This is a genomic window from Rhizobium sp. BK289 (assembly GCF_014193575.1).
Lineage (GTDB): Bacteria > Pseudomonadota > Alphaproteobacteria > Rhizobiales > Rhizobiaceae > Rhizobium > Rhizobium tropici_C.
Window position 1 is genome coordinate 24,935 of sequence record NZ_JACHZO010000014.1, and the last position, 23,109, is coordinate 48,043.

15 protein-coding genes and 2 pseudogenes are annotated in these 23,109 nt (G+C 59.1%); 4 read left to right on the forward strand and 13 right to left on the reverse strand.

The features are described from left to right. Positions 1–3 precede the first annotated feature (3 nt). The 4 genes and pseudogenes from FHT84_RS23675 to FHT84_RS23690 form a co-directional block, all read right to left on the reverse strand. Positions 4–2,148 carry a TonB-dependent receptor gene (locus FHT84_RS23675; protein ID WP_183764636.1) on the reverse strand — a complete coding sequence of 715 codons (2,145 nt, stop codon included), beginning with the start codon at positions 2,146–2,148 and terminating at the stop codon, positions 4–6. Between the two features lie 206 nt (positions 2,149–2,354). After that, positions 2,355–2,800 (reverse strand): annotated as a pseudogene (locus FHT84_RS23680) (DJ-1/PfpI family protein); the annotation flags it as partial. A gap of 49 nt (positions 2,801–2,849) precedes the next feature. Then, positions 2,850–3,905 (reverse strand): NAD(P)-dependent alcohol dehydrogenase, encoded by a 1,056-nt coding sequence (locus tag FHT84_RS23685; protein ID WP_112342092.1) that lies wholly within the window; start codon positions 3,903–3,905, stop codon positions 2,850–2,852. A gap of 10 nt (positions 3,906–3,915) precedes the next feature. Beyond that, positions 3,916–4,347: a heme-binding protein gene (locus FHT84_RS23690; protein WP_112342091.1), complete on the reverse strand. Its 432-nt coding sequence runs from the start codon at positions 4,345–4,347 to the stop codon at positions 3,916–3,918. A gap of 304 nt (positions 4,348–4,651) precedes the next feature. Here FHT84_RS23690 and FHT84_RS23695 point away from each other — a divergent pair, with 304 nt between their 5' ends. After that, positions 4,652–7,498 carry a winged helix-turn-helix domain-containing protein gene (locus tag FHT84_RS23695; protein WP_183764634.1) on the forward strand — a complete coding sequence of 949 codons (2,847 nt, stop codon included), beginning with the start codon at positions 4,652–4,654 and terminating at the stop codon, positions 7,496–7,498. After that, positions 7,495–7,662 (forward strand): hypothetical protein, encoded by a 168-nt coding sequence (locus FHT84_RS23700; RefSeq protein WP_181592334.1) that lies wholly within the window; start codon positions 7,495–7,497, stop codon positions 7,660–7,662. The genes FHT84_RS23695 and FHT84_RS23700 overlap by 4 nt, the downstream gene beginning before the upstream one ends. On the opposite strand, the gene FHT84_RS23705 is transcribed toward FHT84_RS23700, so the two are convergent. Next, positions 7,652–8,458, reverse strand: a complete 807-nt coding sequence (locus FHT84_RS23705; protein WP_183764666.1) for a GNAT family N-acetyltransferase — start codon at positions 8,456–8,458, stop codon at positions 7,652–7,654. The genes FHT84_RS23700 and FHT84_RS23705 overlap by 11 nt on opposite strands. 289 nt (positions 8,459–8,747) lie before the next feature. Between FHT84_RS23705 and FHT84_RS23710 the strand changes: the two genes are divergently transcribed. After that, positions 8,748–11,480 (forward strand): winged helix-turn-helix domain-containing protein, encoded by a 2,733-nt coding sequence (locus tag FHT84_RS23710; protein WP_183764631.1) that lies wholly within the window; start codon positions 8,748–8,750, stop codon positions 11,478–11,480. Positions 11,481–11,490: 10 nt separating this feature from the next. Here the strand turns inward: FHT84_RS23710 and FHT84_RS23715 are convergent, their stop codons facing one another. From FHT84_RS23715 to FHT84_RS23725, 3 genes are all read right to left on the reverse strand, one after another. Further along, the gene (locus FHT84_RS23715) at positions 11,491–12,120 is read right to left on the reverse strand and encodes a pyridoxamine 5'-phosphate oxidase family protein (RefSeq protein WP_183764628.1); all 630 of its coding nucleotides are present in this window, start codon (positions 12,118–12,120) and stop codon (positions 11,491–11,493) included. A gap of 54 nt (positions 12,121–12,174) precedes the next feature. Beyond that, positions 12,175–12,852: an isochorismatase family protein gene (locus FHT84_RS23720; protein ID WP_112342086.1), complete on the reverse strand. Its 678-nt coding sequence runs from the start codon at positions 12,850–12,852 to the stop codon at positions 12,175–12,177. 196 nt (positions 12,853–13,048) lie between these two features. Then, positions 13,049–14,020 (reverse strand): alpha/beta hydrolase, encoded by a 972-nt coding sequence (locus FHT84_RS23725; RefSeq protein WP_183764625.1) that lies wholly within the window; start codon positions 14,018–14,020, stop codon positions 13,049–13,051. Between the two features lie 682 nt (positions 14,021–14,702). Between FHT84_RS23725 and FHT84_RS23730 the strand changes: the two genes are divergently transcribed. Then, on the forward strand, positions 14,703–14,906 hold the full coding sequence (locus FHT84_RS23730; RefSeq protein ID WP_112342084.1) for a hypothetical protein: 204 nt from the start codon (positions 14,703–14,705) through the stop codon (positions 14,904–14,906). A 217-nt stretch (positions 14,907–15,123) separates the two neighbouring features. Here the strand turns inward: FHT84_RS23730 and FHT84_RS23735 are convergent, their stop codons facing one another. The 5 genes and pseudogenes from FHT84_RS23735 to FHT84_RS23750 all read right to left on the reverse strand — a co-directional run bounded on the left by FHT84_RS23735 (position 15,124) and on the right by FHT84_RS23750 (position 23,102). After that, positions 15,124–15,420 (reverse strand): PRC-barrel domain-containing protein, encoded by a 297-nt coding sequence (locus FHT84_RS23735; RefSeq protein ID WP_112342083.1) that lies wholly within the window; start codon positions 15,418–15,420, stop codon positions 15,124–15,126. A gap of 390 nt (positions 15,421–15,810) precedes the next feature. Then, positions 15,811–17,643 carry a methyl-accepting chemotaxis protein gene (locus tag FHT84_RS23740; protein WP_183764622.1) on the reverse strand — a complete coding sequence of 611 codons (1,833 nt, stop codon included), beginning with the start codon at positions 17,641–17,643 and terminating at the stop codon, positions 15,811–15,813. Between the two features lie 237 nt (positions 17,644–17,880). Further along, positions 17,881–18,075, reverse strand: a pseudogene (locus FHT84_RS31530) (IS6 family transposase); the annotation flags it as partial. Positions 18,076–18,203: 128 nt separating this feature from the next. Continuing rightward, a complete protein-coding gene (locus tag FHT84_RS23745; protein ID WP_183764619.1) occupies positions 18,204–20,426 on the reverse strand; it encodes a trehalase family glycosidase in 2,223 nt (740 codons plus the stop codon). Between the two features lie 3 nt (positions 20,427–20,429). Beyond that, on the reverse strand, positions 20,430–23,102 hold the full coding sequence (locus FHT84_RS23750; RefSeq protein WP_183764616.1) for a carbohydrate-binding protein: 2,673 nt from the start codon (positions 23,100–23,102) through the stop codon (positions 20,430–20,432). Positions 23,103–23,109 lie beyond the last annotated feature (7 nt).

Genomic DNA, 23,109 nt, shown 5'->3' on the forward strand with positions numbered 1-23,109 from the left:
GCCTCAGAAGTCCGTGGTCATCGATACCTTGAAGGTGCGTGGCGCACCCTGGGCGATCGTGCTGAAGCTTGCGACACCGGACCAGTAGTCCTTATCGAACACGTTTTCGACGGAGGCCCGGAATGTGACGGGCCTCGTTTCGATTTCCGTCTTGTAGCGCGCGCCGAGGTCAAGCCGCGTCCAGGAAGGGATCTTCAGCGTGTTCGTCGTGTTGATATATTGTTCGCCGGTTTGAATGACATTGGCCGTCAGCGTCAGGCCTTCCAGGAAAGACGCGTCCCATTCGGCTCCGATATTGGCCTGGATCTTGGGTACGCCGACCGGGCGCTTGTCACGGGTCGAAGCGCTCGACGTATTCGTCAGTTCGCCATCCATCAGCACCAGACCGCCAAGCAAGCGCAGATCATCCGTCACCTCGCCAAAGACGTTGAATTCAACGCCGCGGTTGCGCTGTTCCCCACCAGCGGTGAAGACCTGGCCGCCGCCGCCTGGTTCCAACTGGCCGAAGGGCTTCTCGATCTGGAATGCGCTTACGGTCATGGCGATCTGTCCGAAGTCGATCTTGGTGCCGATCTCGTATTGGGTCGTCTTGTATGGAGCGAGCGTTTCGCCCGCATTGATGGCCGTGGTGGGAGCCGTATCGCCTATGCTCAGGCCCTGAGCGTAATTGGCATAGAAGGAAACCTTTTCCCAGGGGCGGACAACAAGGCCAACGAGCGGCGTGACGGCGTCTTCATCCGAGGACGACGACACGGCACCTGTTACTGCATTGAAATTCTTCGAGTCGATCTGCTGGAAGCGGCCACCAAGCGTGAGCTGTACACGCTCGTCCAGCATCGACAACGTATCCGAAAGGCCGATGCCGGACAGTCTGGCCTCCGAAACCTTCGGCACGGAACGTGGATCGGCTACGAATTGTTCTATGCGACGCACAGGGTCGTACATATTGCTCAGCTGAGCAGTGCCTGAAACGATCGCACGATTAAGGCTCTGGTGGAGATAGCTCGCTTGCAGGGTCATCGTGTGGGAGATCGGCCCTGTGTCGAACTTGGTGCGAATACCCGTTTCTGCCGTCAGTCTGTCGACGTCGAAAATCGCATTCTGTGGCGTGATGCTGACGTCGCCCGCCGAGTTCAGGATGGTGGGCAGGCCAAAAAGGCGATGCACGTGAGAATTGCCGCCGCCTAAAGCGCCAAACCAGGTGATATCGTCGGTCAGGTCATATTCGACCCTGCCCAGGACCGAGCGGTCCGCACTCTTCGACCACTCCCACGGTTCCTGGACATTGAGCGATCCGTCGGGTGCGTCGGGCACGACCAGTCCTGTCGTTTGAAGGAAGGGACGCTGAGGTGCGTCGAGAGTTTCGCGCTGTCCGATCACGTCGAGCGTGGCTCGGAGATTTTCCCCCTGATAATCGAGAGCCAAGGCTCCGATGTAAAAGTCCCGTGTCTGATCATCGATCGGCGTGTCACCCCCATGGACGCTGCCGTTCAAACGAATACCGAATTGCCGTTCATCGCCGAACCGGCGCGACACGTCGACATGGGTACCGCCCTGAAAATCGGAAGCGTAGTCTGTCGTCAGCCGCGTCAAATCCTTATCGAGCGCTCGCTTCGGAACGATATTGATCGTGCCGCCGACAGCGCTGTTGGGAGAAATGCCGTACAGGAAAGCTGTCGGACCCTTCAGCACCTCGACCCGCTCGGCATAGTCGGTGAAAACACGGTAGGTGGGAGCGATACCGTAAATCCCGTCAAATGCGATTTCGCCGGCGTTGCCTTCGCCGACCGGAAAGCCCCGGATGTAGAACGAATCCAACAGGCCGCCAGAGGAGTGCGTGTTTCTGACAGACGGATCGTTGTCCATTAACTCGCCCACGGTCTGGGCACCCTTGTCTTCGATTAACTCGGATGTATAGCCAGTCACGTTAAAGGGGGTTTCCATGAAATCCCGGTTTCCCAGCGCCCCCAATCGTGCCCCCTTCGCGACCTGACCGCCTGCATACTCTTCCGGCAGAGTTCCGATCGTGGACGTGGCGTTTTTTGTCCCGGTAATCACTATTGGCGCCAATTGCGTGGCATCCTGCCCATATGCGGCACCGCTTGCCACAGCGCTCATAGCGACTGTGCAGCCTAACATAAACTTCATGTAAAAATCCCCTAATCAGTCGGCGCCTGATCCCACGAACTGCGGCCATCGGCACAACTACCGCTAAGTAACATGATAAAAAATGTCAAGATTTATAAAGCCACATATGTGTGCTTGAACGGGCGTTCCCTTGATGATCGATGCGTCTACATCTGTCTCCTGGAATCGGACACAGTTTCGCGAAAACGAGCCGCAAAGCATCGCGCTCCGCGCACGAACGGCGTGCCGTCACCGAGATCGACGCCAAGCAGAGCAAAGGGGCCGTGGCAAACGGTGGTCACGAGCTTTCCGGTCGTCCAGGCCCGCACGATCGCCTGCTGGACCTCCGCATTGCGCTGGATGTCGACCGTAGGTCCGAGGCCGCCGGGCACTAGAATGGCATCGTAGTCGCCGGCATCCACCTCGGAGAGTTTGCGGCTACGATTGAACCGGCGAAAGGCCTTGCTCTCGAAGAACGCCTTCTTGGCAGGGTCGTTATCGTCAAACGCGCCGTAGGGGCCATCGGTCGGCGGGCGAGGCGAGTTCAATCGCGAAGCCGGCGTCATCCAGCACGTCGAAAGGATGGGCGATCTCTGCAAAGAAGAAGCCGGTCTTGCGACTTTGGGGATCGATTAGCTGCGTTGGTAACGATGAACAGGACATGCTGGGTCATGATCATCTCCCAAACATGTGGCTCGACTTTATTGTCGCGATCCATGCTGTCAGAATGTGACGACCGCCCGACCGACGATCTTATTGTCCCGCATGAGATCGATATATTCGTTGATATCGTTGAAGGAGATCATCTTGATCGTGTGCTGGATCTTGCCCTCTGCCGCGAGTGCCATGACCTCGATGAGATCAGCATTGTTTCCCCAGAAAGAGCCGTGAAAAGTCTGCTCCCCGTGGACGCGTGGGAACAACGGAATGTTGATCCGGTCGCCGATGAAGCCGACATCGACATAATGCCCGCCGATCGCGAGACGTGAGAAGGCGAGCTGCATCATTTCCGTAGCACCCGCGCAGTCGATGATCGCGTCGAACTTGTCCTGGCCGGTCGCCTTCTTAAGCTCCTTTCCCACATCGTCGGAGGACTTGCCTTCGAGCGCGATGATGTGGTCGGCGCCATATTTCTTCGCGACCTGGAGTTTCTCCTCGTTCCTCGCGACGGCGACGACAGGGCCGCCTGCGCCCAGCAGCTTGGCATATTGGACGGCATAAGCGCCAAGGCCACCGATGCCGAATACGCCGATCACTCGGTCGGGTCCGAGCCCGCCGGCATCGCGGATCTTCTTAAGCCCGCGGTACGGAGTTAGCCCGGCGTCCGTCAGTGGTGCAAGCTGCTCGAACTTGAGATGCTTGGCGACCTTGATCGCATAACGCGCCGGTACGGGGATATACTCGGCAAAGCCGCCATAAGGACCAAAGCCTGGCCAGCGGACATTCGGGCAGATGTGCGTGTTGCCGACTTGGCAATGCTTGCAGACGCCATCGCCCCAGCCGGGGGACACAACCACATGGTCGCCTTCCTCAAGCCCTGCGGCCTTGGCCACGACGCCGCCGATCTTATCGACCGTGCCGGTAATCTCATGGCCAGGAATAACGGGGGGCGGAATATCGCCATAGCCCTGAAAAAAGCCATCGATCAGCAGCACGTCCGAACGGCACATGCCGCAGGCGGCGACCTTCACGAGAATCTCGTCGGGCTGAATGTCCGGAACCTTGATGTCCCCGAGGACGAGGGGCCTCTTGTATTCTAGAATGCGCGCAGCTTTCATCACTGGTCCTTCACGATGTTGGATTCGTAGTGATCGCAGCGACCGCCGCTTCGGCGACCGCGATGTCCTGCTCGATCGAACCGGCGCTGGTCCCGACGGCACCGACGATCTGGTCGTCGATCGTGACGGGCAAACCGCCGCCGAAAATCACGACATGACCGCCATTGCTCTGCTCTATCCCGAACAGCGGCCCTCCGGGCTGTGCCAGTTCAGCGAGAAATTCAGTCGTCTTGTTGAACATTCGTGCCGTCTTCGCCTTACCGATGGCAAGATCGATGCTCCCTTCGAGCGCGCCGTCCTGACGCGCGAATGCGATCAGCGCGCCACCTGCATCGACCACGGCGATGTTGTAGGGAATGCCAAGGTTGGCCGCCTTTGCCTCACCCGCCTCAAGCATCTGCTTGGCGTCCGATAATGTCAGTGTGCTGAGCGTGCGGGGCATGCCCTATGTTCCTCGATTAATCCGGATCCAGGCACAAACAATCATGGCCAACAATGACCACCGGAAGCTCAAACCTGCTGAATAAAGTCGGACCTGCGCAAACCCCGCGGGATTTCCTTCACCTGATCGGCCCGCCACCTTGATATCATCGCGGCACCGACATGGTCGGTTAAAAAAGGTGAATTTGCTGGTATAAGGCTATTAGGCTCGGAATAGCCCGAAATTCATTCGGCGGCCTGTCGTCGTCAGAGCGCGCATCTGCGACGCATTGCGCCCTCGCAATTGCCGCCGCGAAGGGGGGATAGTGGAAGGGGCTGATGCGATCGATGCCACGACCTATTGCTTCGGCAACTGCCGTTTCACGCCCGCTCGGCAATCGCTGCTTTGCGGCGATATTCCGATCCGCCTCGGATCGCGCGCCATGGATTTGCTTCACGCGCTTGTGCGCCGGCCAGGCCAGGTCGTCAACAAGAACGAACTCCTTAACGCGGCGTGGCCCAACCTGTTCGTCGAGGAAAGCAACCTCAAGGTCAACATTGCTGCTCTGCGCCGCGCGCTGCAGGCCAACGGCATTGATGTTCCCTGCATAGCGACCGTCCCGGGGCGGGGGTATCGCTTCATTGCGCCACTGACGGTGCTGGGTCCACGGGAGGCAACGCTTCCCGCGTCGATCAAGGAGATTGACGGGGCGCTTCCGCCGTCAAAGCCGCTGGTCGGACGCGCCGATGCGCTGGCGGGAATTGTCGAGGCGCTGCGCCAAACCCGGCTGCTGACGATCGTCGGCCCTGCCGGCGTCGGCAAGACCAGCATCGCTATCGCAGCCGCAAGAAACATCGGTGACACCGAGGCGCAAGCCGTGTGCTTCGTTGACCTGGCTGCGATCGAGAATGGACAGCTTGTCGTCCTGGCCATCAGCCGCGCGCTCGGCATCGAAAGCCAGCCGATCGATGCGCGGGAAGGTCTCGTTGACGCGTTGCGCGACCAGAACCAGCTTCTGGTCCTCGATAATTGCGAGCACGTCTTAGCGACCGTAGCCGGCATAACCGATCATCTGAACCACGCATTGCACAGGCTGAATATCATCGCGACAAGCCGCGAGCCATTACGATGCAGGTTCGAGACGGTCCATCGGCTTCCCCCTCTGTGTCCGCCCGAGGACGCGTTTCTGGATGCCGGGTCGGCAATGGCCTTTTCGGCGATCGAATTGCTGGTTCGGCGTGCAGAGGCGCATGGCTATCGACTGAAGGACGCGGATGTCCCGGCGCTCGCGAGTTTGAGCCGGCGTCTCGACGGTATTGCGCTGGCGATCGAACTGGCGGCTCCGCAACTCAAGGAAAGCGGTCCCGCAGGGCTGCTGCAAATGCTTGAGCGTGACTTCGAAGCGTTGGCATCACGCGGAAATGGCATGTCCCGACACAAGACGCTGACGGCGACGCTCAGCTGGAGTTACCGGCTGCTTTCGGAGAGCGAGGCGCGGCTACTCCGTCATCTTTCGCTTTTTGGCGGCACCTTTGCGCTCGATGATGCCATCGACGCCTTCGGATATCTGGCGGATGAGCAGGATGTCACCGCGTGGCTGGAAGCCCTCGCGGCCAAATCCATGGTGTCGGTCAACTACACGGGGAGGCGTCGCCGATACCGGTTGCTCGACAATACACGAGCTTTCGCCAACGAACGGCTGATTGCGCAGGGCGAGCAACAGGTCGCGATGATCGCATATGGCCGCTTCATTCTCGCGTTGTTCGAAAGAGCAGAAAAAGAATGGACGTGGCGGCCGCGCGAAGACTGGATGGCGCTCTATGGCGGCTGGAGCGCGGACCTCCGTCGCATGATCGATTGGGCTTATCGCTCGGAAGGACAGGCCGAACTTGGGGTGCGGCTAACCGTTGCCGCTTTGCCGTTCTGGGTAGAATTCTCGACGATGGTGGAAAGCGGGTCACGGGTCGAAAGCGCGCTGTCCGTGCTGGACGACCTGCCCGGTGATCACCTTCTGCTCCGCATGAAGCTGGTCGCGGCCCATGGTTGGAATCTTTGTTATCGCTATCCTTTCGGTGATGAACTCGAGGTAACTTGGACGAGGGGTTTCAAGCTCGCTTTGGAAGCCGGAAGCGTGGAACACTGTCTTCGAACCAAGATGGGCCTGGCAATGGTGCAGACCGCCATGGGCTTTCATCAAAGGGCGTTTGAGACGATTGCCGATCTCCGCCGCTTCATGGCGTCCGTAGGCGATTATTCCGCGGCTCCCAATGCCGATCGGGAGTTGTTTACGTGCGAATTCTATCAAGGGAACATCAGATCCGGGCATGCGGGTCTCGAGCGTCTGGCTCGTGAGCATGCGACTTTCGGCAATGGCGGTCAGACCTCGAGATTCCAGATCGACAGGTTCGTCAATTTCCGAAATCATCTTTCGTTGTCCACTTGGGTGGTCGGCCAGCATCGGCGTGCACTTGAGATTGCGGAGGAAGCATTGAACGCCGCGCTGACTTTGAACCACGACTTGTCTTGCGCGCATTCGCTTGCAGTCGCGGCCACGCCAATAGCCTTGCTGTGCGGGCGAATTGATTTAGCGCAGGAACGAGCATCGCTGCTGGCCGAGCGCCTGAAGTCCCGCCAGATCGACACCTGGCCGCCATTCGCCCGCTTTCATCAGGCGGCGATTGATGCCGCACGCGGAGACGCGGAGGCGGTTCAACGGTTGAGGGATGCAATAGCCGCCATTCGCGAGTGCAATTTTCTCATCCATTTACCCCTACGGTACGTGATGCTCGCTCACGCGGCGCTTTCGCACGATCAAGTCACGGTTGCTCGCCAGAGTATCGATGAGGGCGTGAACTACAGTCGGCAGCGCGGAGACCGATGGTGCGACGCCGAATTACTGCACCTTCAGGGTCTGGTATGCTGGCGGGATGGAGATGCAAACGGCGCGATGCGGCACCTTCGAGATGCGATAGACCTGGGTCGTGAGAGTGGCGCAATCGGATTTGCTCTGCGCGCGGCAACGAGCCGCGTCAAGCTTGCGAAGGAGATCGGCGATCCTGTATTGGCCCTGGCGGAGCTGAAGGACATCTGCGACCGCTGCGACAGCAGCGGCAGCGCGGATATTGCCGCCGCGCATGATGCGCTCGCGTCAACTCATGCTCAAACGACATGAACAATCCGACCACCGGAGACCTTCAACTTTCTGCCGCGGACGCCACCGAAACCGTCGAAACCGGCCGCACGATCAAGAGCAAAGCTGGCACCACGGAGATAATCCCGACCTCAATGATTGCAAATTGGAGTGCGTTGCCCGCGCCAGACATCGTCACAGAATGAAGTTGCTGCGGTTATAGAGATGCACGAATCCCATTTTTGCCAGGTTGGCGTTCGAAATGTTGGCCTTTTCAGGCGAGGGGACCTCGGTTTCGACCACGAAAGTCGACACGCCACGGACCGTGCCTTCTTGTAAGCGAGCGTGAATCAAGGCTTTCTGCGCACCCCGGTTTCGAAAGCTCGGAACCGTCGTTCCCCCGCCGAGCCAGGCAAAAGATCCTGAAACAAACATTGTTCCAGTTCCAACGGGTGTTTCTCCGTCCAACGCGAAGAAGCACGACCATCCGTCTCTTCCAACGATTGCGGCCCATAGCGCGGTGAGGCTTTCGGGAAAACCAAACCCGGCGCACATCATAGCGCCGAATGCCTCGGCTTCATCGCGCAAAACTTTGCGTGTTTTTACAGGTCCTGCCGGTGGAAGAGACATAGCGTGTGCGTTTCGCCCCAGTTTTGCCCACCCAGGACCATGCGGGACCAATCCTTTCGACTGGATCCAATGTCTCAACTCGTCGGACGCAGTGTCGATGTTGACCTGCAAAAATCGATTCCCCTCCTTTTTGCGCATCCAAGTGTATGCTTCGTCGAGGTTTTCCGGCGCCGTGAGACCGAGGATGCGATTGAGGCCGATGGCAGGCGCGCGTGGAAGTGAGATCGTGCATCCGCCATTGATGGAAACGCACTCGAATCGTTCCTCATCCGGCAATCGCCCATGGGAGGCCTGATGCAGATCAATGAACGCCTTGGCCTCAATGGCATCTTCCATCGTAGGGCAGGGGTGATCAGAAGAACAAGGATTCAAGAGAGTGCTCCTAAGCCAGAAACCTCGCTGGGGCGGGATAAGGGGATCATTCGCTTCAGGACGGGAAATAGCAGCTGCAATTTCCTGCACATGGGTCTCAATCGTCAAATGGCAAGTGTCGAGCAATTGCACCCTATGCCATCGGCAGGTCTCTCTTATATCTGATTTGAGAAAGCCATAAATCTCGTTGCGACCCGCATTGCGCGAGTTTGCGACGATCTCTCCGTACGGCTTGCAAATAGGCTAGTGCGGTGTAAAGTCTAGCTTTTTACGGGTATGTGAGGTCGTAGTGACGAATGACGGCAGTGCTTTGCCGAAGCAAACCGCCTATCAGTTCGGCGATTTCCGGTTGCTGCCCGAGGCCCAAGCCCTCCTGCACAAGGGGAAGCCTGTTCCCCTCGGCGGGCGAGGTTTCGATATACTGACGCTGCTCGTAGCGCGGGCTGGCGAGGTGGTCAGCAAAGCCGATCTGTTCGCGCATGTGTGGCCTGACTACATTGTTCACGACCATAACTTGAAGGTCAATGTCGGCAATCTCCGACGTTCGCTGGCTGAACTCGATCCTGTCACGGAGTACATCACAACCATCACAGGGCGGGGGTACAAGTTCGTCGCCGCCTTGGAAATCGACCGCCCGGCGCCAGCACGGCAAGTCGTTTCAAGCACAAGTCACCATATCGCTGCTCCTCGAGCGCGGCAGCTTCTCGGCCGCGAAGACGCGATCCGACAAATCTCCGAGAAGCTGGATCAACCGGGTTATGTCACCATTGTTGGGCCGGGCGGAGCCGGAAAAACGTCTCTTGCGGTCGCGGTTGCTCAGCAATCCGGTGGGGCAGGCGAGGCCGTTGCCTTTGCGGACCTCTCTACACTCAGCGATCCGCGATTTGTGGTGCCGGCGATCGCGTCCGCTTTCGGTGTCTCCCTCGGATTTGACGATCCTATTGCAGGTGTGATCGAAGTCCTTCGCAGTAACAAGTTAATTCTAGTTGTAGACAATTGTGAGCACGTCATTGCGATGGCGGCAACAGTTGTCGAGCGGATATCAGCGGAACTTCCTGCTGCCCGTATCATTGCAACCAGCCGCGAGCCACTACGGACGCGGCACGAGCAGATCCATTTCCTCACCGGACTCGCTTATCCGGACCAGACGACGGCGCTTTCCACCGGCGACGCGCTGCAGTTTCCCGCGATCCAGCTGTTCATTTCAAAGGCGTGCGGTTCAGGCAACCTCGAGCCTTCCGACGATTATGTCCGAAGCGTCGTTTCGATCTGCACACGCCTGGACGGGTTGGCACTAGCCATCGAACTGGCCGCCGGCACCGCCCGTGCCCTTGCACCCTCGGCGCTCGATGACCTCTTCAAGGATGGCTTCGATACCATGAATCGGGGAGCGAGGGATGCACCCTTGCGCCACCAATCTCTGGAGGCGACCCTCGACTGGAGCTATCGGCTTCTTCCTGACCGCGAGGCTGTATTGCTCGGTCTGCTTTCGGTGTTTTCAGGTCGGTTTAGCACTGACGACGTGGAGGCCATGTATTCTGCCGGCGCGCTCGAGCCTATGACCGGGCGGGATGCACTGTCACAGCTTGTGGCCAAATCGCTTGTTTCGGCGGAGTATGATGGTTCCACTATGTACTATAGGCTTGCCGAAAGCACTGGCACCTATGCCGCGCGACGTCTGTTAGGTTCACTCCATAGGGGGAAGGCAAGACGCCAATTCGCCGTTCGAACAAGGGACAAACTGCAGTTTGCTGAACGGGAATGGTCATCGCAGACGTCTCGTGAATGGCTCGGGAAGTATCGGAGGCAGATCGATGACGTGCGTTCTGCGATCGGCTGGGCGTTCGATCCTGCAGGCGACGCCGCATTGGGTGCCGAACTGGTGGTCGCTGCATTGCCGCTTTGGCAAGAGCTTTCCGCTTTCAGAGAGATGCTGGAGGCCATCGATCTTGCAAGCTCGAACAGCACTGCCCTGGTAGGGCTTGCATCGTCGGGGCGAACAAAGCTGTCGACCGCACGGGCCTGGGCCATGACACTTGCGCGCCATATGCACCCGCAAACCGACGACGCTTGGCGCGAGAGCATTTTTCATGCGAACGGGTCGCGCGATGCCGAGTTTCAGGTACGCGCGGTCTGCGGACAGGCCGTCTTTCTGGCCTATTCTGGCCGGCCGCGTACGGCGCTACGCAGCATGAACGATTTTGCAGCGGCAAAGGGTTTGGACTGGGCGACCGCGCCTGACGGGAAGCGACTGTTGGCGCATATCCAGATCTACGCAGGTGAACTGGATTCGGCATCAGCCCATCTGGAGGCGCTGATGAATGATTGGGGGCATGTGAAAGAAGGTTATGGGCTATCCAGGTTCCAGGTCGACCTGCCGGCCGGCATACGCCTATCTCTGGCGCTCGTGTCCTGGTTACGGGGTGACTCTGATCGCGCCTCCGATCTAGCCAGTCTGGCGATCGAACGTGCTGTCGATCTTGACCACATGATTTCCCTTGGCAATGCGATCTCTCTGGCGGGGTTGCCGATTGCTTTCGTGGACGGCAATCTCGAAACCGCTTCGCAGCTCCAGCTGCAGCTGGCCGACGTCAGCCGCCGTGAGAGCGTCGGCATTTACGAGGGGACAGCCACGTTTTTCGCCGGCGCCATCCAGTCGGCTCGAGGTGACAAAGCAGGTTTCACCTTGATGCAGGACAGCATTACTGGATTGCTGCGGGGAAGCTGGCGTGCTCGCGTCCCATTCTACCGCAGCCTGTTGGCTGAGGCCTATATAGCCGCCGGCGAGATGCAACTTGCCGAAAACAGCCTGCGCGCCGTACTTGGCGAAATCGGGATACGTGAGGAACGATGGTGGCATCCTGATCTCTGGCGCGTTGCGGGAATGATTGAGGCCGGAAACGCCCGCCCACACCATGCAGTGCGCTATTTCCAGAAGTCCTTGGATAGTGCCGTTGCCATGGGGGCAGGCGCCGCGACCAGACGCACCCGCCTTGCCATGGCCGCGATGGATGTGCGCTGATCTTGGCGCCTCAATCTTTTGTGCGCACGTCAACTCGCTCGCGAAGCGACGCATTTTCCTGCTCGAGCTGGGTAACCTTGTCGATCAGATATTGTGAGGCCGCGAGAAATTCGGCTTCCGTATATCGTGGCTCGATGTGCTGCGGACAATTCCAGTCGAACGCCTCAAGCTTGAGCTTGAAAATTCGTTCGGCCTTGGCTCGGTAATCACCGTCGGTGATGCTCGCCGTGAACACTGGATCCGCCTCGAGCGCCAGCTTTTCGGTGCGGGCATAAATCTTCAGGCGCGTGCGGGCGGGATAGTCCATCAGGAACAGGCACGTCCGGTCATTTTCCGCGAGATTACCGGTGCTGATATACTGGCGATTGCCACGGTAATCGAGGAAGGCAAGCGTGCGGTCGTCAAGCACTTTGAGAAAGCCTTTAGGCCCGCCGCGGTGCTGGACATAGGGCCAGCCCGTCTCGGAAACCGTGGCCATGTAGAAGCTGTCGCGCTGTGCGATGAATGCGGTTTCCCTTACGGAAAATCGGTCGAATTCGCGGTGTCCCGTGAAGTCGGACCACAGACGATCCGCTCCCATTTCCGCCTGCGCCCTGCGAACTGAAGGAGTGATTGCGATATCCATAAAACCATACGTCATATCAGTGAATCCTCATCGTGTTGTCGGCTCGAAGGGCGTCGGAAGCATACGGTGCTAGATTGCCCCTCTCGCGGCCTGCTGCGCACGTGCAAAGCTTTCGGCCACAGCAGCATAGTTGGGAGCGACGAGTCCATAGAGCTTGCCGAGTTCGGCAGCTTCCGGTCGCGCCCAGGTCCGGTGAAGCTCGGATACCAATGCGTTGGTCGATGTCGGCTTGACACCGCCTTGAACGAAACGGCCAAGGGAAATACGCGATGCCATTTCGCTCGGATCACCCGACGCATCGAGCACCGCATAGACGTCATAGCCAGCGGCGCGCGCGTCGAGCGCCGGGAACATCACGCAGACGCTGGTCCAGACGCCTGCCATGATGAGAGTGTTTCGGCCGGCCGCGCGGACCGTTGCGACGAAATCGTCATTGTCCCATGCGTTCACTTCCCCCTTGCGTGGCACATAGACCGCATGCGGAGCCAGTTCGTGAATTTCGGGTATCAGCGGACCATTGATGCCCGCAGGTTCCGACGCCGTGGTGATGACAGGGATGCTCAGGAGCGTGGCGAGCCTAGAGATCACCTCTACATTCCGGCGCAGGTCGGAGACGCATATGTCCTTGACTGTCTGAAAAAGTCCCAATTGCTGATCGAGCAGCAGGATCAGGGTGTCGGAGGGATCGATCAGGGCCGCGCCGCCACCCGTCGGAAGCACGCTTGGCTTGGATTTGCTATTATACATGATCATTATCCTTCTTTGGGATTGAGCTGCTGGGTCAGGTTTCGGGCGCGATCTCGCGATGCTGATAAAAATCCCGGAAGAGCGGATCATCGTTGAGCGCCTGGAAGCGGCTGACTAATACGGCAGAAACTGCGCCGACGACGTGACGGCGGATGCCGCGGGGGCCGGTGGCCCCGCGCTATGAATTAGCTAGGGATCAGTTGCAAACCTTGCGGTCCAGGAAGTCGCGGATGAGCGGCGCCATCACGTCGAGCTTGTCCTCAAGAGCGAAATGGCCGCTGTCGAGTATGTGCATCTCGGCGTTCGGAAGATCGCGAAGATAGGGATGCGCGCCGGACTCGGGGAAGATCTTGTCGTTCTTGCCCCACACGATCAGCGTCGGCGGCTGATGATCGCGGAAGAAGGCCTGGAACTGGGGATAAAGCGGTACGTTGCTGCCGTAATCGCCCAGGAGATCGAGTTGGATATCCTTGTTGCCAGGTCGATCGAGCAGGGCCTGATCGATGACCCAGTTGTCGGGGCTGATATGTGCCACATCGCCCATACCGTCGGTATACTGGAACTTTGTCGTTTCGAGCGTAACCAGGCCGGCGAGTGCTTCCCGACGTTCCGGCGTCTTTTCGGCCCAGTAGGCCTTGATCGGGTCCCAGAATGCGGCGAGGCCTTCGGTATAGGCATTGCCGTTCTGCACGATCAGGGTTTCGACCCGCTCCGGATGTTTCAGCGCCAGGCGGTATCCGATCGGTGCGCCGTAATCCATGACGTACATGCTGTATCGATCGGCTCCGACCTTTTCGGTCAGCTTGTCGACGATGTTGGTCAGGTTCGCGAATGTGTAGGAAAACTTGGTGTGATCGGGTGCGTCACTCTGGCCATAACCGGGATAGTCCGGTGCGATCACGTGGTAACGGTCCGCGAGCAGTGGAATGAGGTTGCGGAACATATGTGACGAGGTGGGAAATCCGTGCAGGAGAAGGAGGACCGGTGCGTCCTTCGGGCCGGCTTCACGGTAGAAGACCTTCACACCGTCGATGATCGTGTTTTTGTACTGAATGAGGGGAACAGCCTTTGCGGCGATGACAGCGTCGTTCGGCACGCAGCGGGCTTCGGCAGCTACGGGAGAGATGGCCATAAGAAGTGCGACAGTAATGAGAAGATGTTTTTTCATGATGCTTTCCCTCTTCAAGAATGGGTGCCGATCCACATCAGCGCCTCTGGAAAAGGACTAGCATTGCCGGTCGTCGGACCTGGGATAAAAAAAGGTAAAAAGTTGGACGGTGCGCCATGGCTGACCCGTGTCAAAGCGCTGGAAGCGATTGCTCGTCTATCCTTCGTCTTGAGGGCGGATTGCGTGCATCGAAGCCGGTGACCGATGGTTTGAGGAGGAGATCCCGGAAGGGTTTCTGCCGATCGCGGTTTTTGCGCATCGTCCGAGATCGCCTTGCGTTTTGTTCGGCCCCCGCACGGACGATGAGTTCGTTACACTCTTTGAGGATGAGAACGAGGCCTTACCATCGAAGGAAAACCACCATGGCTGAATTCGCGTTGAACCCGGCCGCGTTCGGATCCTCACGCGGGGAGGGCGCGATAGGACCGATCGGTTTCCGATGATCGGCAAGGAGGCTGCGAACGTCGGAGATCGCCATTTCGTTGCCGCCCGCTCGTAGGCTTCATCAATCTCGGAGCTTATATTAGACGCCGAGTTGTCTGTTGGGAACATTTGGGGAGCTTCGGAGTAATTTATTCAAGCGAGACATCTTTTAATCCGGACAAACGCTGAAACAGAACGATTCTGCCCAGCGCGGAATTGGAACCATTGAAAACTGTCCCTCAATTTGACGGAGAGTGCCGTGGCAAAGACTGCAAGAATTCCTGACGTCGTTCCCCATGATGATCATGTCCTCACGGCAAAAGAAGCGCTTGAGATTTCTTTTCTCAAACTGGAGCAGGAGGTAGAAGTCCGCCTCGTCGCCGCGGCTCTACGTGCTGGATGGTCGGCAGACGAGGCATTGGATGCCATCGATCAGCTGCGGGCCGAAGAAAGCGGACATTGAAACCGACGAATGAGGGAAGCGGACGAACGAGGCACGGCCGTCGCGATCGACGTTTAAATCACGTCACCGTGTGACGAAAAATGGGAGCTACTATCGCCGCGCACCATTCTCGTTCTGCTCGGTGCAGCAAATGTGTCCGGCGCGCTTGGATATTTCTCGCGTATGGAAATCTCGGTTCAAAGGGGAGCTTCCCCATGCGGAAGCTCCCTTCCAGTGTTTAATCGCGATGCTCGGGCATTGCCTTCAGCTGATCCTTGGTCCAGGAAGTCACGCCATGGATCTCGCCGCTTTCGTCGCGCATGAAATCGAGATCGGTCCCTCGAACGGACACCGGCTTTGCACCGATACCAAGGAAACCGCCAACGTCGATCACGACGCTGCTGCCGACGCCGGCTCCATGTACGTGGTCAACCGTACCAACCTTGTGGTCATCGGCATCATAGATCGATGCGCCTTCCAGATTGGCTTGTGTGAGTTCTTCTTCGGTCAGTCGTATGTGGTTGCTATGATCCATGACCTATTCCTCCATTGATTTCGGGCGTAATGTCGAGCGATGTGATTGGCGTTTGCGTTCCTGTGCCTTGGTGGACTTGGATTAATCGCCACCGGGCTTGGCCTTTCCTCTTTCGCTCATCATAAGAACGAACGGCCATGCGAAAGCTTTGTTCCGGGCCGCAATTTCGGGGGGATCAATCCCCCACGCGCTGAAGGGCTACAATGAGCAGGTCGTCAGACAATATATCCGTAATCAGGAAAAGGCCGACAAAGCTTCCGACTTTGCCGACCTCTTCAATCGTAGCTACTAAGCGCTAACAATACCGCTTCTAGCGGTTCAAGCGCAGCGTTTCAAACCTCCACCTCTGGTGGAGGTCATGACTAGGTTGAGCTGCGTGGTAGGGCCTGTTCAGCCTGCCCGTCGCATCTGATGGCCTATTCTATGTAGTTCGCTTGCAGAGCTGTTGGTGCGGAAGCCTCGGATAAGATCCAGCAGGTCGCCAGTATCGTTGGCGAGAACTTCTGCCGAAGCGGTGGTTTCTTCCGCCATGGCGGCGTTCTGCTGGGTGGCGGTGTCGAGCTGGTTGAGCGCAGAGGAAATCGAGCGCAGGGTCGAATCCTGCTCCTGAGCGCTGTGCGCGATTTTCGAGACGATATCGTCGGCGGCGGTGATCTGGCTGGAAATCCGCTTCAATGCCTCGCCGGTCTTACCGACCATTTGCACGCCCTGTTCAACCTGCCCGGTGGAGCGGGCGATCTGCTCCTTAATTTCCTTGGCGGCCGCGGCAGAGCGTTGAGCAAGTTCGCGCACCTCCTGGGCGACGACCGCAAAGCCCTTGCCGCTGTCGCCGGCGCGCGCCGCTTCCACGCCCGCATTGAGGGCCAGCAGGTTGGTCTGGAAGGCGATCTCGTCGATGACGCCAATGATCTTGGTGATCTCGGTGGCCGATTGCTCGATACCGCTCATGGCGGCGATCGCCTGCTCGACAATACCGTCACTCTGGCGCGCTTCCTGACTGACGGATGCCACGCGGCTTGCAGCTTCCCTGGCACCTTCCGCCGTCTGGCGAACCGCCACCGTCAGCTCATCGAGAGCTGCCGAGGTCTCCTCCAGATTGGCGGCCTGACGCTCGGTGCGTTGCGCAAGCTCGTTGGAAGCGCGACGGATCTCTTCCTTGGAAACACTGATGTCGGTGCCTTTCAGGTTGACGCGGCTCATGGCCTGTTCGAGGCGGGAAAGGGCGTCGTTGAAGTTGTGGCGCAGGCCCTCGTACTTTGGACCCAGATCGGCGCAGCGAACCGTGAGGTCGCCGACAGAGAGCTGCTCGAGCGAGGCGCCGATGGTGGCGACCACATGCGCTTGCTCTTCGGCTTCCTTGCGCTGAGCATCAAGATTGCGCTGGCGCTCGGCGTCCAGTTCGCGCTGCTGCTCTTCCTGCCGTGCCAGCATAGTGTGGCGCTCGCGCACTTTCTCCTGCAGAGCCTTGGTCGCACGCGCCATCTTGCCCACTTCGTTGCCCATGTCGGTGTGGGGAATGTCCAAGGTGACGTCTTCATCGGCCACGGCATTCAGCGCATCGTGGATGGCATTGAGCGGACGCGAAATACCTCGGATGATGAAATAGGCCGCGGCAATCGCCAGCAGGAACGCAAGCGCGGAGCCACCGACTATCTTGATGGTCGAATTGCGAATATCTTCTTTCAGATCGTCCGTATAAAGCCCGGTAATGATGACGATCTGCCAAGGTTCGAAGACCTTGGCATAACTTGCTTTGGAGTAGCTTCGGTCATTCGGGTCCTTGCCCGGCTTCGGGCCGATGAACTCGACATAGCCGCCGCCGGCCCGGCCCAGCCGAACGAGTTCGTCGCGATAGGCAAAGCCGTTGGCGTCCTTCACGCCTTTGTTGCTTTGGCCGACACTCGGCGAGGTCGGATGAAAGACCAGCACGACATTGTAGTCGTATCCGTAGAAATATCCGTCCGGCTCGAAGGTCATCTTGTTGAGCTGGCCATAAGCCTGCTTCTTGGCTTCATCAAGCGACAATTGGCCTTTCTCGACCCGGCTTTGATAGTCCTTCAATACGGAGATAGCCGTTTCCACTTGCGTGCGCAGCATTTCATAGCGCTCATGGTAGATGGCCGTCGTTGAGGACCGAATCTGGAGAAATGTCAGGCCTGCGAAAGTCGTTATCATGGCTCCAACCAGCAAAAACAGCTGGAGCGAGATTTTCATGTTCTTCATCGATACCCACCGCGCTGAGTTGCTGTCGTGTCCGTCGCGAAGACTGGCGTCACATCGGCAACAATTCCTGCGCTTCCTGCGCATCACCGAACGCTACATGCATCCCAGATGCTAAGATTAGATTCTAAATTTAAACAAAAAAATAACTTGCTTAGATGAACTCACGGTAGAAAAACGGGGTTTTCGTTTTTGAACGGTTGATGGGTAGATTGAGCCGGCCGGCTGAACGGCGGCGGATTTCGTGGCAAAGGCACGTCCGAATTTCTCAACCCATGACCGGATCGTCTGATGCGAAACGATGATCCCGCATGCCGCCATCATGCCCTCAACCATCCGCAGGCTCAGAGGGAATCGGAAAGAGAGCCAGACGGCGTGGACGATAATTTCGGCGGGAAAGCAGTGGCTACGATAGAGCAGAGTACGGTTCGTTATGACCCGTCAGCGCATATCGATGTCCGAGTTTCGTTAAGTTGATGTGGTGGATGGCGCCCTCCGACGGCATCAAGAGAGGAGCCACCCACCATGGACGATATTACGACAATCGGGCTTGATATCGAGTGTTAAATCCGGCTTGTATCGGCTCCAACGAAAATTTCCAATTTGCGTGCTTCCGAAGAGGCGGCGATGGCTATGGTGAGAGGACCATCCACCCGCTCGGAAGGGATTGCGATGCGATCGAGATATATGCCCATGACGTCATCTGCATCGAGCGCAGGAAAGATAAGGACACCGCCTGGGTCAACCGGCGAAATCGTCATACGAACGTGACCCGGCGCGATCGATAGGCCGGAAAGTCGAAGGGGGAGGCTGGTCTCGAGAAAAAGCTTGCCGTTTATCGAGAGCAATAGGCGGCCGTCTGCAATCCGAACGCTCATCGGTCCCGCCGGAGAGACGATCGTGCCCAAGTTTGCATCTCGCTGTCGGTTGCTGATCGCCCAACCATCCCAAGGGTCGACATCGACGACATCGGACATCGCCATGAGCGGCAACAGGCCTGCCCAGATATAGAAGGGATCGGTATCCCCCTGATCCATCGCCTCGCCGGTCTGCGAATTGTAGTTCTCGGCCGCGATCCGCTTCCCTTCCCAGGACTTGAGGAAAAGCTCCTGTGACTGTGCTCTTAGCCTCTGCGCTTGCGGTTCAAGGCCGTAGCGCTTCAGGCCAAGCCAGACGAGATAGTTGACATTCGGCCAGATGCGGCCGCGCCAATAGACATTTTCTGCGTAAGCCGGATCGTTGCGGGTGGCGTTCGGAAGACCGAACTCACCGGCAAAGAGGCTGTCGTCCTGAAGATGAACCATCAGGTGGCGGGCCTGTTCGTCGCTCGCGGCGCCACAGAGCAGCGGATAGAAGCTGGTGGGCGAGAGCGACTTGACGAAGGCGCCGGAACGCTGGCGGTTGGCGAAGATCCTGCGCTTGTCGTCCCAGAGTTCTTCACTGATCCGCCGGCGCAACCCGGCGGCGATAGCCTCGAACTCTTCGACTTCGACAGTCTTGCCGAGAACGGCGGCGAGCTTGGCGAGCATTTCGGCATCGAGTGCGACGACGCAGTTCAGGCCGAGATCAAAGGTTGAGAGGGAGCGCGTATTCGGGTCGTAGACCGCTTCATCATGGGTGGCCGAATTGTCCATGCCGGTTTCGTTGCGGGCTCCGAAGGCGGTGCCCTTGTAGAGTGACTCACCGACATCGGATGTGCCGCAGGAAATCATCCCGCGGCGATCCGGATCACGGTTATCCCACCACCAACGATGAGCGCGGGCGACGACGTCGTAGCTCGCCTCGACGATCGAGCGCTCGCCGCTGCGTTGATAGAGATCCCAGAGAACGAGCGAGCCCAGCGGCGGCTGCGTGCGGTCGACCCATGCGTCATTCGATGTGACGATGCAGGCGACGTTGCCCTGCGGCGTCACGCCGGCAAAGGCGGCCGCGAGGTTTTCGCGGGCGATGTCCATGTCGAACAGGCCGGAGAGAAGCGCGGCATAGGTCTGGTCATTGTACCAGACGGCGAACTTGCCGAGGTTCCAGATGCGGGTGACGGCGGTGTAGGGCCGGTTGTTGGTCTCGTCCCAGATCGTGTTCCAGCCGACGATATCGCGAACCGCAGCGAGGAAGCTGTCTGTCTGATCGGCCGCGGGCGCTGCCTTCCTGGCAAGGGCGGCCCGTGCCTTCTCGATGGCAAGATCGGCGCGGTCGGCAACGGCCGCCGCATAGCTGCCGTCGCGCATCATTTCGAGGTTGAAACGCAGTCCGATGACGGGCGCCGCATTGCTGCGGCTGGCGAGATAGAAATAGCCGTTCGCCTCGAAATCCTGCCTCAGATCGGCAATGCTGTCATGGCCGGTCACCTGCACCGGACTTTCGGCGCTGACCACGGCCACGAAGCGCTGGCCGATCTTGATGAGGGCGGCGCCCGCTGCCGCGTCGTAGGTGACCGTGGCGCCGTCGGCGGAGATCGCCAGCGTCACCCAGAAGCGGAGCCCCCACTCAGCGGAGGCCTGTGCCCTCCAGCCGCCGGTAACCACGAAGGGATCAGGCTTGCTCCAGTGAAAGGAGAGGGTGGTGCCGGTATGCTCGGTCTCAAGCGAGACTTCCGAACCATCGAGCTCGTGCCGCCCGAGGCGAACCGTGTCGTGACGGGGCTCGATCGCGGAGGTCGTCCGGCTACGGCTTGAATAGAGCACCGGCGTCAGGCGCACGCCGAGCGGCAGGAAGACCATCTCGGCCGGCCGGTCGCTCCAGGTATTCCAGGCGCGATTGAGGGGAATGGTCGTGTGCTGAGGCATGTCTTACAGTCCTGAAAAGAAAAGGATGGGAGGCGCGCCGAGCCCTGCGGGATCGTCCTTGCCGCCCTTGAACGGCGTACTGGCATAATAGGCATTTGCCGCCGTGGAGGAGACCGAAATTTCCAGACGATGATCGCCCGGCTCAAGTGGCCCCAGATCGAAGCGGTAGGGGCGCCAGCCGCGTCTTCCCGCCGGGCGGCCATCGATGCTGACGCTGGCGGCGGTATGGACGATGGGCAGCTGCAGCTGGTAGCGCCCGGCATCGCCTGTGGTAATCGTCCGCACATAGATTGCCGTGCCTGACACTGCGTCAAACCCCTGCGCATCCCAGCCGCGATCGACGCGGATATCGATCGGTTCGGAATTTCCCTCGAAGCGCAGCTTCCACTGCTCTGCAAGGGCAACGCCGGCCCGCTCCGTGCGATTGGGTGCCTGCGGCGAGAGGACTAGCTTGCTTGCGGGCTCCTGGCTCGGGACAAGCCGCAAGCAGAGTAGTTCATGGGGTTCAAGGCTGATCGACAGATCAGATGATGTGCCGTGACGTGTTTCCGTGGCGGTGGCGCAATCCCATGATGCGATGTCAAAGCACGTATTCAGCGCGAAGTCTTCCGTTGTGGGCGCGACGCTGTCGTTGAACAGCGCCAGTCGCCAGCCCGCCGTATCCTCGCCGATCCAGCGCCAGAACGTCGGCGCGGGATCCGTCAGCAGGATCGGTCCGCGCGGGGCGAAGGCCGATAGAAGCGCCTCGACGTCATTGCTGGTGGGCAGTCGGGCGAGGCTCCTTGACGAAGGATTGTCGATTGAACATTCGCCGTCAAGCGGCACGAAATGGTCGCTGCCACCGGATGACCAAACGATACCTCCCGCAACGGTGAAACGTTCGAGAACGTGGATGGCCTCCAGGCCGCCAATCGTCGTGATGGCAGGCAAGATGACGGCATCGAAGGTCTGGCCGCTGATCGTGATCAGCGAACCGTCGATCGCGGCCTTACCAACAGCTTCCTCGGAAACGAAGAGGAAATCGATGCGCTTTTCCAGAAGCGCTCTGCACCAGGCGCCGACATGATCCGCATGCTCATGTCTTGGACCTTCCGCCAGCGCAGTGTGGAGCGGATAGAAAATAGCAACGCGCGTCAGCGGGCGCGCGGGCTCGATGAAGGCTGAGAGCCTTGCGGTCTCGTCGGCGAGTAGGTCGTGGAACGACCACCAAGGCTCGAAATTGATGCCGGGCGCAAAGTCGAAACGCGGATTGACGAAAGGGCGCGGCTCGGCGGTTCCGGCCGACAAGTAGAGCCCGTGCCAGATCGACTGGCGCATGCCCATGAAATGCATGCGGATCAGGTGCGCACGCAGGGTTTCGAGCGTCAGCTCCCATTGGCCGGCGGCTCGAAGCGTGGTGCGTTCGGCGGTCGCGTAGGTCTCCAACATGCAGCGGCCGCGCCCGTTTGCGCGCGCAACCGAATCCGCGAGTTTCGGCGAAAGCTGCGGTATGAAATTGTTGGCGTCCGCCGCCGTCAGATGGCGGTAAGCGTCGATGCCGAAAAAATCGACGGCTGGCGCGATGCGCGGGTCGATGCCCTTGAAGGTGCCGTTGAGATCGAAACTGCCGACATGCGGCAGGATTTCGTGGCCGGTCAGCAGCAGGTGCTTTTTCTCCGCCCAGGCGCGCAACGTGCCGAAGAAGGCTTCGTTCATCTGCTGCGACAGGGCCGCATAGGCCTTGGCGCGGATGACCGCTGTCTCCGGGCCGATATCGCCCACCAGCGAAAGCAGTGAAATGGCAAGCGGCCGGCCGGTATGATTGGCGAGCGAGCTGGCAAAGGCAGCCGAAAATGGCAGGCTGTTTTCCAGATTTCCGCTCTTCTGTTTCCAGCTGTAAAAGCCAGCAGCCGGTTGGTCGTAGAAAATCTGATCGACTGGATCGGGCAGGAGACCGTCGAGCGCCGATATCAATGGTTCCACACCATGGGTGATGAAGGCCTCGGCGGCCTCGGGCAGCAGATAATTGATGATGCGCGAGGTGCGGCTGCGGGCGCTGACGAAGACCGTAACCTTGAAACCGGCTGGGACGTCACCTGAGATCCGGAATGCGCAATCGTCGTCACTGGTGCCGGTAATCTCAACGGAACCGGAAAATACCAAGGCTTCGCCCGTGGATGCGACAGCCTCCGAGGGGTGGAGGGCAACAGCCTCGATCTGCCAGTCACACCAGGCGGGACGCCCCTCGTCATATTGCCAATCGAGAATGTCCTGGCCCATTCCCGCTGTCCAGGACGTGACGATGCCGCTGATCTCACCGGTCGCACCTGGCGTCTCGCACCAGAACAGATGCCGTTCGCGAAGCTCGTCACGGCCTTGCACGGTGCGTCCGGCCGCCTGGCCGCTGATCCAGTTATAGTCGTCATAGATGCCGACGCGCAGACCAAGTTCGCTTGCTACCTCCACCGCATCTCGGTAAGCGGCGACGAACGCTCTGGAGAGGTAATCCTCCCTCGGCATTGCCAGTCTGGCCTGAATGTAGATCCGGCCGAAACCCTTGGCGACGAAGTCCGCAAGCTGTTCCCGTGTCACCGCGCCGGAGGGGATCGAATGCCAAAACCAGTAGGCGGCCGGGCGGAATTCCGGGCCGGGCGACTGGAAGCTCTGATCGGTCGATATGTCCTGGCGTGGCGGCATCGGTATT

Excerpts from the sequence above, each read along its gene's own strand:
- FHT84_RS23715 (WP_183764628.1), bottom strand. The coding sequence starts at position 12,120 with ATGACGTATGGTTTTATGGATATCGCAATCACTCCTTCAGTTCGCAGG.
- FHT84_RS23740 (WP_183764622.1), bottom strand. The coding sequence starts at position 17,643 with ATGAAGAACATGAAAATCTCGCTCCAGCTGTTTTTGCTGGTTGGAGCC.
- FHT84_RS23675 (WP_183764636.1), bottom strand. The coding sequence starts at position 2,148 with ATGAAGTTTATGTTAGGCTGCACAGTCGCTATGAGCGCTGTGGCAAGC.
- FHT84_RS23720 (WP_112342086.1), bottom strand. The coding sequence starts at position 12,852 with ATGTATAATAGCAAATCCAAGCCAAGCGTGCTTCCGACGGGTGGCGGC.
- FHT84_RS23700 (WP_181592334.1), top strand. The coding sequence starts at position 7,495 with ATGAACAATCCGACCACCGGAGACCTTCAACTTTCTGCCGCGGACGCC.
- FHT84_RS23745 (WP_183764619.1), bottom strand. The coding sequence starts at position 20,426 with ATGCCTCAGCACACGACCATTCCCCTCAATCGCGCCTGGAATACCTGG.
- FHT84_RS23685 (WP_112342092.1), bottom strand. The coding sequence starts at position 3,905 with ATGAAAGCTGCGCGCATTCTAGAATACAAGAGGCCCCTCGTCCTCGGG.
- FHT84_RS23735 (WP_112342083.1), bottom strand. The coding sequence starts at position 15,420 with ATGGATCATAGCAACCACATACGACTGACCGAAGAAGAACTCACACAA.
- FHT84_RS23690 (WP_112342091.1), bottom strand. The coding sequence starts at position 4,347 with ATGCCCCGCACGCTCAGCACACTGACATTATCGGACGCCAAGCAGATG.
- FHT84_RS23750 (WP_183764616.1), bottom strand. The coding sequence starts at position 23,102 with ATGCCGCCACGCCAGGACATATCGACCGATCAGAGCTTCCAGTCGCCC.
- FHT84_RS23725 (WP_183764625.1), bottom strand. The coding sequence starts at position 14,020 with ATGAAAAAACATCTTCTCATTACTGTCGCACTTCTTATGGCCATCTCT.